The following is a 12,706-nucleotide window of genomic DNA, read 5'->3' on the forward strand; positions in this document are numbered from 1 at the left end:
CCGCAGGGTCATGCTGTCGGCGTCGATCGCGGCCACGCGTGTGGCGGTCAGCAGCGTGATGTCCTGATCGTCGTAGAAACCCGGCGGCCTGAGATAGACCTGTTCCTCGTCGATCGTGCGGGCCATCGCGGCCAGGTCTTCCCGAGAGATGCGGTCGATTTCGTCAAAGTCCCAGGCGGTGAGCGTCGTTGCATCATTCATCTCGATACTCCGTGCCGAGGTTGAACCGGTTTGCCACGAAGCTTTCGATCGGCCGGAAATCCCCGCAGCGCAGGCACCTGACGGATCTGTCTTGGTTTTTCGGTCCGGGTAAGCGGTAGATGGCGCGCGATCCCGATGAGCATCGGGTCAGCCGGTTGCGGATCGCATGGCGCGATTTGCCCGGTCGCGGAAGGGAAGGTGCAAGATGAAAGGCGGTGTTCAGGACATCTGCGTCCGCGACGGATCGGGCTGGAGCTTTGCCGCCCTGCCGCCAGACAATGCGCGCGACAGGATCATGAGCGCTGCGGCCTTCGTGGTCTGCAATCATGGGTTCGCCGCGACCGGGATCGACTCCATCCTGAACCGGGCGGGCACCGCGAAGGCCACGCTCTAGCACCACTTCGGCTCCAAGGAGGAATCGATCGCCGCCGTCCTGGAGGCCGAGGGTGAAACCTGGCGCAACTGGTTCTTCTGGCGACTGGCGGGGTGGAGGGCCCCGCCCAGCACCGCACCCTTGCCGTTTTCGACGTTCCGGAGGAGTGCGAACTTGCGCTCGCGATTTCTTACGAAATGACCGGCCCTGACCGCATCCAGAGTGGTCTGTATGCCCCGATGCACCCGGCAGGCAGACTATCCGCCGATCCTTCGAAACAAGGCCACAGACTGGCCATTTCGAGAACAGGCCGGTGGATGCGAAGGTGCCAACCCGAGACCCTCCGCCCGGACCGAACGATGTAACCATTCGGACCGAGCGCCAAGGTGTAGTCCCAAAGGACGGTCTTTATGCGGCCTAGGCGCAGGCGATCATTCGCGTGTCCCCGGCTGTGCGGCGCGACCGTCCTTCGAGCGATCTCGCGTCAGCGCGAGATCGTCGGCCAGTTCAGCATCCGCGACAGCGGCTTGTCCCCGCCGGGGGTGACCGACTTATGGCGCGGTTTGTTCGACAGAAGCGGGGTGGGCCAGAACGACTCCGACATGAAGCGGTGATCCTCCATCACGGATTTCTTACGCGGCTTGTCCGAGACGAGGGGCATCGGCCAGATGCCCTGCGACATGAACTTGCCGCCTTTCATCACGGCATTTTCCGGCGGCTTCCGCTTGCTCAGCAGCTTGAGGCCCCAACCCGGTGTGACCAACCCGTTGCGCTTGCTGTCCACGCTCTTGCGGGAGGTGAAGAAAAGCGGGTGATCCGTCAGGATCTTCGGCGCGGACTTGGCGGGTGCATCCTTGACGAAGTTTTCCTCGTCCACCTTGCCCATGTCCACGGTGTCTTCGGCAGCCAGAAGATCGCGTGCGATGGTGGTGGCGGTCAGCGGCTTGTAGCTCGCGCGCACGATGAACACCGCTGCGTCGCCTTCGAGCTGCTTCATGTAGGCGCTGGCCGTCTTGTCCTTGACGCCTGCCTTTTTCATGGTTTCGGCGGGTTCCTTGGACGCCGTCGTGACCACGATGACGTCATCATGGGGGAACCCCATGACCTTCATGCGTTCTGCCAGCGCGAGCGCCGGTGCCTTGGAGGCGAATAGCCGTGTGATTACCGTTGTCATGGGACCTCCATCTGGGTGGTTTGTTGCTCGGAAGCAACCGTTTTGGCGCGCGTCTTGCGCTGCCGGATAACCATTGGAACCGCAATCATGATCGCCGCTGCAAGGAACGCGATTTCGACCATGAATACGACGTTATAGGGCGTGTAGGCTTCGAGTCCATCGACGGGACGCAGCTCGACCAGAATATCGCGCACGATCCCTGCAAGGGCGGCGCCGATACCGGCGCAGCTTGCCTGAACAGCGCCCCATGCGCCGAGCGACAGGCCGATCTGGTCTGCCGAGGCCGCGCGCATCGTGGCGGTCAGGGTCGCATGGCCAAAGAGCCCGGCCCCGATCCCGGTGGCCAGCGTGCCGGCGAGGAACAGGGGCGTGCCCATGATCGTGGGCGACAGGATGAAGGCGATGAAGCCGGGGATGCCGATCAATGCCCCGACCGAGCCCAGTTGGGCCGGACGCCCGCCCGTCGCCAGCGCTTTGGAGGCATAGCCGAAGCCCAGAAGCGTCCCCGCGGCGAGCAGCGCCGTCAGCCGCGTTGTTTCGGCGACGGAAAAGCCGAGCGCCTGCGCGCCGTAGGGTTCGAGAAGCACATCCGCCATGCCGAAGCCGAAGGTGCCAAGGCCGATCACGACCAGCAAACGCATCATGTCGGGGCGGGCGACCAGCAGGCGCCAGGCCTCTCGGAAGGTGGGCGGCATCGACCCGGCCAGCCTTTGGGCCCGGGCGCGGTCGCGCGCCTCCTGCTGCCAGATCGCGATCAGGTTCAGGGCCACGGTCACGACGGCGGTGCCCTGGATCACCTGGATCAGTCGACCGGGCGTGTAATTCGAAAGCAGCGCGCCATAGACCAGCGCGCTGACCACCATGCCGATCAGCAGCATGACATACATCAGGCCCACGACCTTGGGGTGGTCCTCTTCCCGGACGAGGTCGGTCGCCAGCGCGAGGCCCGCCGTCTGAACGGTGTGGGCGCCCGCCCCGACCAGAAGGAAGGACAGTGCGGCCGATGACAGGCCAATCCAGCGCGGCGCGTCCACGGCCTCGGCGAAGCCGGAGAGTACCAGTAGCGCGAAGGGCATGAACGCGAAGCCACCGAACTGGTAAAGCGTTCCCTTCCAGATGAAGGGAACTCGACGCCAGCCAAGCGCAGAGACATGGGTGTCGGATTTGAACCCGATCAGGGTTCTGAACGGGGCGAAGACAAGGGGCAGGGCCAGCATGCCGGCGACCAATGTCGCGGGCACCCCGAGCTCCACGATCATGACCCGGTTCAGGGTCCCCACCAGAAGGACAAGCGCCATGCCGACCGTGACCTGGAACAGCGACAGACGCAGAAGTTGCCGGAGAGGAACGTCCTCGGTCGCCACATCGGCGAAAGGGAGATACCGCGGCGTAATGCGCGACAGCTTTGTCAGGGCATATTGGCGGTAGTTGAACGGCATCACCTTGCGTCCCGGCGGGGGGGGGCCACGACCGCCGAAAAGGCGGTGCGTGGCGATCATCCGGAGGAATTTCCTGTGGCCCCGATAGCGGTGGGGCCACAGGCTTGCAGAAGCGTTATTCCACCAGAGGAGGTGCGACGCTCGCCGATGCAAGAACATCGACGGGCAGTTCGCCGTCGAGCGTGGCGGCGTAGGATGCCGACTCTGCCTCGGGTGCGACCAGCGCTGCTTCGGCGGTTGCTGCTGCGGCGGTGGTGCCGAGCGGCTGGCCTTGCAGGTAGTCGTTGTACCAGCTGGTGTAGCTCAGGACGGCAACGTGCGTGGCGAAACCAGCCACGGCAACTGCGCCGAGGAACACCGGAATGCCGACGGTCGGCTTAACAACCAACCAGATTTTTGCATTGTTCATGGTGTATCCTCCTTACCCGAGCCAAGGCGTGGCAACTGCGGTCAGCAGGTGCGCCAACAGGGCGATGGCCCCGAAAACGCGGGTGCCGTCGATGAGGTAGCTATGCACCTCTTCGGCCTCGCTCAGCGTCAGGCCTGTCGGCCATACTTTGTCTGGATCATCTGACATTCTGATCTCCTCTTCCGTTCAGATGTTCAGAAACAAGCGACGACCCCGGACGACATGTCGGCGATCAATCTCTCATTTCCCCGGCGGAAACTGGTCTACGCCCCGCCGACTTGATTATGTCCAGTTGAGTTTACACTTTCAACTGTAAACGTAAGGCTACAGTTGTGGATCTGGCTGGGTGGCGCCATGAAAGTGAAAAGATTATTGTGATATTTTTCAAGGGATTGCGTTTTTGTCCTGCGTCAATGTCGGGCGACGGGTGCGCACATGTTTCCACATGTCGCACTTCCCCGCAGGCGCGTTGACCTGTGCTTTTCAGAGGTTCGACAGGAGAGTATTGCGGGTCGCCGGCCCTGATCCGAACCATTTAGGGGTTATTTCACGTGTCGGATTCTCGGTCCTGCCTGCTGAGTCGTTTCTTGAAGGCAGGAGAGTGGCGCGCGCATTCACTGAGGTTCCCCCGGCACTCGGACTGCATGGCCGTCAGGGCGACACCATGGGCGCGACAATCACAATCAGCGGCGCCCAGAGGGAGTCGCGAAGGAAGCGCCGAGTTTCCCGGATGATCCAGGCCAGTGGACTCCCGGTCGTGGCGGTGATGGCGAAAAGCAGGATGCCATCGGCAGCGTGATCGGTTCGACGTTGCAGTCGACCACCGCCACGTCGGGTGGCTCAGGCGCACATCCCGTTGCCGAACCGGACGACGAACAGAAAGGATGCCGGGATGGGTGTGGTTGTGGATAACCTTGGATCGGGTCTTTAAAGTGAAATCATTCAGCGAATATTCGCAAGGATTTGGCAATTAATTGTTCGAAAAGATCTATGATTGTCCTGTCGATCCGATCATGATCGGGGCGGAATACTTCGCGAATGACCCTCGGCAGGACAAACTCAACCTCACCGTGGGCATCTATCAGGATGAACGCGGACAAACGCCCATTCTGCACGTCGTCAATGTGGCCTTCGGCCAAAAGGGAATGATCGCCCAAGCTGTCCCCATCGCTTTGCGCGGGGCAGACGGCAGAAACCGCGCGCCCGACCACGGCCAATCTGGCGACCGCCGTGCGCGGGCCGTCACGCCCGCACCGGCCTTTTGGTCATGCCGATCAGGGCGCGAGGGTTGCTGACAACACAAGCCAGCCGGTGGTTTCGGCGATGTATTGGACTGTCCCCAGGACATCGCCCGTCTGCCCGCCGATGCGGCTTTGGGCTAGGCGGGCGATCACCAGCGACACAAGGCCCACGGCGGCCAGGACTGCGGCGGCGGGCAGTCCGATGGCAAACCCAAGGGCAACGACGAACAGGGCGGCAGGCACCCAGGCAAGATTGGCACCGTCCGCTGCGGCATGGCCAAGGCCGTCCGCTCGGGCCGCGGGCACGAAAAGCAGGACCCCGAGCATCGCGAGGCGTGAGAGGACCGACACGAAGATCGCGGCGGCCAAGGTCAGGCTGGACCCGAGGTCGGCCACACCCGCCACGCCGATGCCCACCGCGAAGATCAGGGCCAGCACGCCGTAGCTGCCGATGCGGCTGTCGCGCATGATCTCGAGCCGCCGCTCGCGATTCCAGCCGCCGCCGATCCCGTCCGCGAAATCGGCAAGGCCGTCATGGTGCAAGCCGCCGGTCAGCAGGACCAGCCCCCCGAGCGCGAGAAAGGCCGCGCCAAGCGGGCCTGCTCCCAAGGCAAGCGCCAGGTGCAGAATTGCCCAAAGGCTTGCGCCGGCGATCACGCCGACGAAGGGAAAGGCCCACCGCGCCTCTGCGAGCGCGGTGGCCGAATCTTGCATCCGCCCCACAGGCAGGCGCGTCAGCAGCACGACTGCCAAGCGCATCTCGGCCCACCTGCGGCGCAGAACATTGGTCATCCGATGCCAGCCTCGGCGAAGGTGGCCATGTCATTGTGACACGCGAGGGCCCCGCGCAGGACACCAAGGGCCAGCGCCGCGCCGGTGCCTTCCCCCAAGGCCATGCCGAGGTGCAGGATCGGCTGCTTTTCCATCGCGCCACACAAGCGGGCGTGGCCGGGTTCGGCACTCTGGTGCCCGATCAGGCAGTGATCGAGGAAGGCGGGATTTGCGCCGTGAAGCGGGGCGACGGCTGCCGTGCAGATATATCCGTCCAGCAGAACCGGGATTCGCGCCAGACGTGCAGCCACCACCGCACCACAGATCGCGGCCTGCTCGCGGCCGCCGAGGGCGGCGAGGATCTCCAGCGGGGACAAGTGGCCATGTTGTTCGACACCGCGCGCCACCACGTCGGCCTTGCGCGCACGTCCGTCTTCATCGCTGCCCGTGCCACGTCCGACCCAATCCTCGGCCGTGCCGCCGCAGATGGCATGGGCAAGGGCCGCCGAGACGGTCGAATTGCCGATGCCCATTTCGCCGAGGATCACGATGTTTGCCGTGCTGTCCACGGCCTGCGCCCCTTTCAGAAAGGCGTCGAGGCATTCGGCCCCGGTCATCGCGGGACCGGTTGTGAAATCGGCGGTCGGCTGGTCGAGGTCGAGTGGGACGACGGTCATATCCGCCCCGGCCGTGCGGGCCAGTTGGTTGATCGCCGCGCCGCCCGCCTCGAAATTCGCGACCATCAGGGCGGTGACCGCCTGCGGGAAAGGGTTCACGCCTTGCGCACAGACGCCGTGATTGCCAGCGAACACCAGGGCCTGCGCGCGGTCGATCGTGGGACGGTCAGTGCCCTGCCATCCGGCCATGAAGGCGGCAAGATCCTCGAGCCGCCCGAGGGACCCCGGTGGCTTGGTCAGGTCGTTCTGTCGCGCGCGCGCGGCCTCGATCGCGCCGGCATCCGGGGCGGGCAGGTCCAGGGCGAGGATATCGTCGAGCTTTGATAGATCGGTAAGCGAGGTCATCGAACGTTTACTTTCACGAGAGGATCTTCGACGCAAAAGCCAAGGCGAACGGCGCATTTGGCGTTTTGCATGACGGAAATGGAGGCCGGGGCGAGAACAGGTATTTCGGGTGAGGTTTGCCACCTTGGGGCCGAATATTCCGGTCCCGCTTTCGAGGCATGGCTCAGGCGCAGCGCCGTGCGCTGGGCGAAACCACGTTTCCCCGAATGGACGCTACCGGTAATCTTGCTCGACCTTTCCATCGACCGCGGGAAGATCAAATTTGGCCGGTTTTGTGAAGAGAGGAATGCCGCCCCGATGTCGCAGCCGCCCCGTCGCAGCCTCTGGCAATGGTGTTGGTTGTCTGTAATGCGCTGGCCCCCCGCGTAGGGCATTTTGCCCTCGGCACTGGGCATTTTCTTCCTGTGCGATCACGCCCTTTCGCCCGGTGCGCGGCAAAATCAGTCTTACGCAAAGGCGGAAGCTATGTTTTACAGCCCCGCGGGTTGAACGTTACCTATCACACGACTTGAAAGCTGAATAAGGTCAAAGCATGAGCCACGCGGGGCATCTCCTCTTTATCATTGCGTTGCTGCCTTTCATTGGTGCGCTTGTCCCGGGGTTGATGATCCGCGCCGGTCGCACGGCATCCGCCTTTTTCACGGCGGCACCGACCGCCCTGGCGCTTGTCATGCTGATGATCCTTGCCCCGGCCGTGTTGCGCGGCGAGGTGATCCAGGCCGAGATCGAGTGGCTGCCGCAACTGGGCCTTTCCGCGTCGTTCTTCCTCGATGGGCTGGGCCTGCTCTTTGCCGGGATGATCCTCGGTATGGGCTTGCTGATCACGCTTTATGCGCGGTTCTACCTGTCGAGCGCCGACCCGATGGGACAGTTCTACACCTACCTGCTGTTGTTCCAGGGTGCGATGCTTGGCATCGTGATTTCGGACAACATCCTGCTTTTGCTTATTTTCTGGGAGCTGACCTCGCTCTCGTCCTTCCTGCTGATCGGCTATTGGAAGCACCTCCCCGAAGGCCGCCAGGGCGCGCGCATGGCGCTGGCCGTGACGGGCGCGGGGGGGCTGGCGATGATCGGGGGCATGCTGATCCTCGGCAATATCGCGGGCAGCTACAACCTGACCGACATCCTGCAGGCGGGCGAGGCGATCCGGGCCTCGGAGTGGTATCTGCCCGCGCTGATCCTGATCCTGCTGGGGGCCTTCACCAAGTCGGCGCAGTTCCCGTTCCATTTCTGGCTGCCGCACGCGATGGCCGCGCCGACGCCCGTTTCGGCCTACCTGCATTCGGCCACGATGGTGAAGGCGGGCGTTTTCCTCATGGCACGGATGTGGCCGGTCTTGGCGGGCACCGATGCGTGGTTCTACATCGTCGCGACCACTGGCCTTGTCACGATGGTCCTCGGCGCGCTGATCGCGCTCTTCAAGGATGACCTGAAGGCGCTGCTGGCCTTTTCGACGGTCAGCCACCTGGGCCTTTTGACCATGCTGCTTGGGTTCGGAACCGAAGCGGCCGCCGTCGCGGCCGTGTTCCACATCATCAACCACCTGACCTTCAAGGCCGCGCTCTTCATGACGGCGGGGATCGTCGATCACGAAACGCATACCCGCGACATCAAGCGGCTGGGGGGCCTGCGCCACCTGATGCCGGTCACTTTCCTGATCGGGACGGTGGCGGCGTTGTCGATGGCGGGCATCCCGCTGTTCAACGGGTTCCTGTCGAAAGAGATGATGCTGGAAGAGGCCTCGCACACCGACTGGTTCGGCAGCCAATACGCCGTGCCGGTCCTGGCGACGCTGGGGGCGCTGCTGTCGGTGGCCTATTCCTTCCGCTTCGTGGCCCATGTCTTCCTCGGGCCGCAGCGCGACGACTACCCGCACATGCCGCATGATCCGCCCTTCGGCATGTGGGCCGCGCCGGCGCTTCTGGCGACGCTGGTGATCGCGATCGGTGTCGCGCCCTTCCTTGCCGAAGGGATCGTGACCGCGGCGGCCAATGCCGTGACCGGGGCCGACCTGCACCCGCATCTGAAAATCTGGCATGGCGTGACACCGGCGCTCTGGAAGTCGGCGATCGCGGTGGCGGGCGGCGCGCTGTTGCTGATGCTGCATCGCCCGTTGGACAAGGGATGGATCGCCATGCCGCGGCCCGAGGCCAAGGCGATCTTCGACCGTCTCGTCGCCGGTATCGTGGCTGTCTCGCGCGGGATCACCGACAGCACGCATAACGGCGCGATCAGCCGATACCTTGCGATTTTCACGGTGACCGCGGTCGCGCTTGGCTACATCGCCTATGCCGGCAGCGGCCTGTCCGCACCGACGCGCGACATGCTGCCGGTGCCGCTCGTGATCGCGGTGGGCTGGATCATGCTGATCGTGGCCACCATTTCGGTCGTCGGCATGCATCACCACCGCTTCCGCGCGCTGGTCTTGATCGGGATCATCGGCCTGTCGATCTCGGCCGGGTTCGTTTACCTCTCGGCACCCGACCTCGCGCTGACGCAGATCTCGGTCGAGACGGTCACGATCATGCTGTTGCTGCTGGCGTTGCATTTCCTGCCAAAACTCACGCCCAAGGAAAGCTCCACCGGCTTGAGACTGCGCGACGGGCTGATCGGCCTGGCGGCGGGCGGTGGCGTCGGCGCGCTGGCCTATGCCTTCCTGATGCGCGATATCGACACGATCTCGGGCTTCCATGTCGCGAACAGCTACGAGGGCGGCGGCGGCACCAACGTGGTGAACGTGATCCTCGTCGATTTCCGGGGCTATGACACCTATGGCGAGATCATCGTGCTGGGGATCGCGGGCCTGCTGATCTACGCCCTGATGCATGCGCTGCTGGATGGCCCGTCGGCGCGGCGGCTGAAGAACACCGATTACTCGGAGGATCGCTCGCGCGACCGGCACCCGCTGATGATGGTGGTCGTGACCCGCGTGCTGATGCCCATCGCGATGGTCGTGGGCCTTTATATCTTCCTGCGCGGGCATAACCAGCCGGGCGGCGGCTTCGTTGCCGGCCTCGTCGTCGCCATTGCGCTGTTGATGCAATACATGGCCTCGGGCTTTGCCTGGACGCAGGAGCGCAAGCGGATCGAGTATCACACGCTGATCGGGTTGGGCGTGGTGATTGCAGGGCTGACGGGGGCAGGGGCTTGGCTTGCCGGGAAGCCCTTCCTGACCAGCGCCTTCACCTATATCCACCTGCCGCCCATCGAAGAGTTCGAGCTGGCCACGGCCATGCTGTTCGACCTGGGCGTGTTCCTGACCGTTCTGGGCGCGGTGATGCTGATGCTCTACAGCCTCAGCCGCATCGCGCGCTTTGCCGGTCAGACGGTGAACGAGGGTCCGATGGATTACGACCCGGGTGAGGCGGCAAAAGACCGCGACACGGAGGACTGAGATGGAGTTGATCGTTGCAAGCACGGTCGGCGTGCTGACCGCGGGGGGCGTCTACCTGATGCTGCGCCTGCGCACATTCCCGGTGATCCTCGGCCTCGCGCTGCTGTCCTATGCCGTGAACGTGTTCATCTTCGCCAGCGGACGGTTGTCGATCGACCAGTCGCCGATCCTGTCGCCCTATGGCGAGGCAAGCTACACCGACCCGCTGCCGCAAGCCCTGGTTCTGACCGCGATCGTGATCTCCTTCGGGATGACGGCGGTCCTGGTGATGATCGGGCTGGGCGCATTCTTCGAGTCCGAGACCGACCGCATCGATATCGACACCGCCGATGACGCGGCCGCCCCCGAGAAGGACACCCAAGCATGATGCACTGGATCATCCTGCCCGTGGTTCTGCCGGCGATGCTGGCGCCGCTGATCGGTTTCGTGATGCGCCACGACATCACGCTGGCGCGCACCGCCTCGGTTGCGGGCACGGCCTTGCTGGCCGCCATCGCCGTGGGGCTGGTCATTTTGGCCGCCGATGGGCAGACGCATATCTACCGGCTGGGTGACTGGCCTGCGCCTTTCGGCATCGTGCTGGTGCTCGACCGCCTGTCGGCGCTGATGGTGCTGTTGACCTCGATCCTGGCGTTGATCGCCTTGATCCATGCCATCGCGACCGGCTGGGATGCGCGGGGGCGGCATTTCCATGCGCTGTTCCAGTTCCAGCTCATGGGTATCTGCGGCGCCTTCCTGACGGGCGACGTCTTCAACCTTTTCGTGTTCTTCGAGGTTCTTCTGATCGCCTCTTACGGGTTGATGATCCATTCCGGCGGGCGCGAGCGGATGCGCGCGGGCCTGCAATACGTGGTGATGAACCTCGCCGGGTCGACGCTGTTCCTGTTCGCATTGGGGACGCTTTACGCGTCCACGGGCACGCTGAACATCGCCGACCTTGCCGTGCGCGTGGCCGAGATCCCGGCGGAAGAGGCGGCGCTGGTGCGGGTCGCCGCAACGCTGTTGATGATCGTTTTTGCGGTGAAAGCGGCGCTGTTCCCGGTGCAGTTCTGGCTGCCCGCGACCTACGCCAACGCGCCGGCGCCGGTGGCCGCGCTGTTCGCGATCATGACCAAGGTCGGCGCTTACGCCATCCTGCGGGTCCACACGATTTCCTTCGGTCCGGGCATTCCCGGCACGGATGGTCTGGTCGCGTCGCTGCTGTTCCCGGCGGCGATCGTGACCATCGCGGTCGGGGCCTTCGGTGTTCTGGGGGCGCGCCGCTTGATGGGGTTGATCGCCTTCTCAGTGGTGGGGTCGATGGGCACGCTTCTGGTGGCGGTGGCGGCATTCTCGCCCGTGGCGACGACGGCTGCGCTCTATTACATGATCCACTCGACCTTCGCCGCGGCCTGCCTGTTCCTCGTGGCCGATCTGATCGTGACGCAACGCAACAGCGACAGCCTGCAACCGGTCCCGGCGACGGTGCAGAACGGCCTTTTCGCGGCGCTGTTCTTTGCCGCGGCCATCGCCATGGCAGGCATGCCGCCCCTCAGCGGTTTCCTGGGCAAGCTTCTGGTGCTGGACGCGTTGCGCGCCCCGGGCGAGATGCCCTGGGCATGGTCGGCGATCCTGATCGGCTCGCTGCTGACCATCGTGGGCTTCGCCCGCGCCGGGAGTGCGCTGTTCTGGAAATCGACGGCCATCCCTGTGCTGACGCCCGAACCCACCGATGAGGAAGAGGGGGCGCCCGTTCCCCAGGCGCGGGCGGGCGCTTTGCAGGTCGCACCGACCATGTTGGCGCTGGCGGCGCTGGCTGGTCTTGCGATCTTTGCCGGGCCGGTGGCGGCTTATCTGGAGGACACGTCGGGGCAGCTCTTTGACCGCGACGGCTATGTCTCCGCCGTTCTCGACCCCGTTCCCGGTGAGGAGGACTGATCGATGCTGCGCCGTCTCGTTCCCCACCCGCTGCTCAGCCTGACGCTGGTTCTGGTCTGGCTGGGCCTGGTCAACACCTTCACGCTGGGCAACCTGATCCTCGGCCTGGGGTTCGGCCTTGTGATCCCGATGGTGACCGCGCCCTATTGGCCGAACCGGCCGAAGCTGGGCCATCCGCTGAAGGTGCTGGAATACTTCCTGATCGTCTTGTGGGACATCATCGTCGCGAATGTGCAGGTGGCCATGATCATCCTGTTCAAGCGCGAGCCGAGCATCCGGTCGCACTGGATCCCGATCCCGCTGGAACTGACCTCGGCCGAGGCGATCACGGTTCTGGCCGGCACCATCACCATGACGCCGGGCACGGTGTCTGCGACGCTGTCGGCCGACGGGCGCAGCATCCTCGTGCATTGCCTGCATACCGACGATCCCGAAAGCGTCCGGGACGACATCAAGTCCCGCTACGAACGCCGCCTGAAGGAGATCTTCCAATGATCGAATACGCCCTCTACTTCACGGCCGGTTGCTACGGGATCGCGCTCCTGCTGGACCTGTGGCGCATCGGGGTCGGGCCGGACCCGGCCGACCGCATCCTCGCGCTGGACACGATGGTGATCAATGTCATCGCGCTGTTGGTGCTTTATGGCGTGTGGCGCGGCACGGCGATCTATTTCGAAGCGGCCATGCTGGTCGCGATGGTGGGGTTCGTCTCGACCGTCGCCTATTGCCGTTTCGTCCTTCGCGGCGACATCATCGAGTGAGGCA

General features: G+C 64.2%; 13 protein-coding genes. 7 read left to right on the forward strand and 6 right to left on the reverse strand.

Annotation, left to right across the window (positions count from 1 at the left end; all coding sequences use genetic code 11):
• Window positions 1-406 precede the first annotated feature (406 nt).
• On the forward strand, window positions 407-595 hold the full coding sequence (locus ABD923_RS02510; RefSeq protein ID WP_259546856.1) for a TetR/AcrR family transcriptional regulator: 189 nt from the start codon (window positions 407-409) through the stop codon (window positions 593-595).
• A 463-nt stretch (window positions 596-1,058) separates the two neighbouring features.
• Here ABD923_RS02510 and ABD923_RS02515 read toward each other — a convergent pair whose 3' ends face one another.
• From ABD923_RS02515 to pufB, 4 genes are all read right to left on the reverse strand, one after another.
• Window positions 1,059-1,748: a hypothetical protein gene (locus ABD923_RS02515; RefSeq protein WP_259546855.1), complete on the reverse strand. Its 690-nt coding sequence runs from the start codon at window positions 1,746-1,748 to the stop codon at window positions 1,059-1,061.
• Window positions 1,745-3,187: a PucC family protein gene (locus ABD923_RS02520; RefSeq protein WP_259547437.1), complete on the reverse strand. Its 1,443-nt coding sequence runs from the start codon at window positions 3,185-3,187 to the stop codon at window positions 1,745-1,747. The genes ABD923_RS02515 and ABD923_RS02520 overlap by 4 nt, the downstream gene beginning before the upstream one ends.
• A 115-nt stretch (window positions 3,188-3,302) precedes the next feature.
• Complete coding sequence (locus ABD923_RS02525; protein ID WP_259546854.1) at window positions 3,303-3,596, reverse strand: light-harvesting protein; 294 nt, start codon at window positions 3,594-3,596, stop codon at window positions 3,303-3,305.
• A 12-nt stretch (window positions 3,597-3,608) separates the two neighbouring features.
• A complete protein-coding gene (pufB, locus tag ABD923_RS02530; RefSeq protein WP_259546852.1) occupies window positions 3,609-3,764 on the reverse strand; it encodes a light-harvesting antenna LH1, beta subunit in 156 nt (51 codons plus the stop codon).
• An 806-nt stretch (window positions 3,765-4,570) separates the two neighbouring features.
• Here pufB and ABD923_RS02535 point away from each other — a divergent pair.
• A complete protein-coding gene (locus tag ABD923_RS02535; protein ID WP_259546851.1) occupies window positions 4,571-4,891 on the forward strand; it encodes a hypothetical protein in 321 nt (106 codons plus the stop codon).
• On the opposite strand, the gene cobS is transcribed toward ABD923_RS02535, so the two are convergent.
• Both cobS and cobT read right to left on the reverse strand, forming a co-directional pair.
• Window positions 4,871-5,629: an adenosylcobinamide-GDP ribazoletransferase gene (gene cobS, locus ABD923_RS02540; protein WP_259546849.1), complete on the reverse strand. Its 759-nt coding sequence runs from the start codon at window positions 5,627-5,629 to the stop codon at window positions 4,871-4,873. The two genes, ABD923_RS02535 and cobS, sit on opposite strands and share 21 nt — an antisense overlap.
• Window positions 5,626-6,630, reverse strand: coding sequence for a nicotinate-nucleotide--dimethylbenzimidazole phosphoribosyltransferase (gene cobT / locus ABD923_RS02545; RefSeq protein ID WP_259546848.1), 1,005 nt, complete (start codon window positions 6,628-6,630; stop codon window positions 5,626-5,628). The genes cobS and cobT overlap by 4 nt, the downstream gene beginning before the upstream one ends.
• Before the next feature lie 532 nt (window positions 6,631-7,162).
• Between cobT and ABD923_RS02550 the strand changes: the two genes are divergently transcribed.
• From ABD923_RS02550 to ABD923_RS02570, 5 genes are read left to right on the forward strand one after another with little or no spacing between them, the layout of a single operon-like run.
• On the forward strand, window positions 7,163-10,024 hold the full coding sequence (locus tag ABD923_RS02550) for a monovalent cation/H+ antiporter subunit A (RefSeq protein ID WP_259546847.1): 2,862 nt from the start codon (window positions 7,163-7,165) through the stop codon (window positions 10,022-10,024).
• Window position 10,025: 1 nt separating this feature from the next.
• On the forward strand, window positions 10,026-10,391 hold the full coding sequence (locus ABD923_RS02555; protein ID WP_222188616.1) for a Na+/H+ antiporter subunit C: 366 nt from the start codon (window positions 10,026-10,028) through the stop codon (window positions 10,389-10,391).
• Window positions 10,388-11,941 carry a monovalent cation/H+ antiporter subunit D gene (locus ABD923_RS02560; RefSeq protein ID WP_259546846.1) on the forward strand — a complete coding sequence of 518 codons (1,554 nt, stop codon included), beginning with the start codon at window positions 10,388-10,390 and terminating at the stop codon, window positions 11,939-11,941. Before ABD923_RS02555 ends, ABD923_RS02560 begins: the two co-directional genes overlap by 4 nt.
• Window positions 11,942-11,944: 3 nt before the next feature.
• A complete protein-coding gene (locus ABD923_RS02565; RefSeq protein ID WP_222188611.1) occupies window positions 11,945-12,436 on the forward strand; it encodes a Na+/H+ antiporter subunit E in 492 nt (163 codons plus the stop codon).
• Complete coding sequence (locus ABD923_RS02570; protein ID WP_259546845.1) at window positions 12,433-12,702, forward strand: K+/H+ antiporter subunit F; 270 nt, start codon at window positions 12,433-12,435, stop codon at window positions 12,700-12,702. The genes ABD923_RS02565 and ABD923_RS02570 overlap by 4 nt, the downstream gene beginning before the upstream one ends.
• Window positions 12,703-12,706: the final 4 nt, after the last annotated feature.

This window comes from [Roseibacterium] beibuensis (assembly GCF_039542305.1).
Taxonomy (GTDB): domain Bacteria; phylum Pseudomonadota; class Alphaproteobacteria; order Rhodobacterales; family Rhodobacteraceae; genus Roseibacterium; species Roseibacterium beibuensis.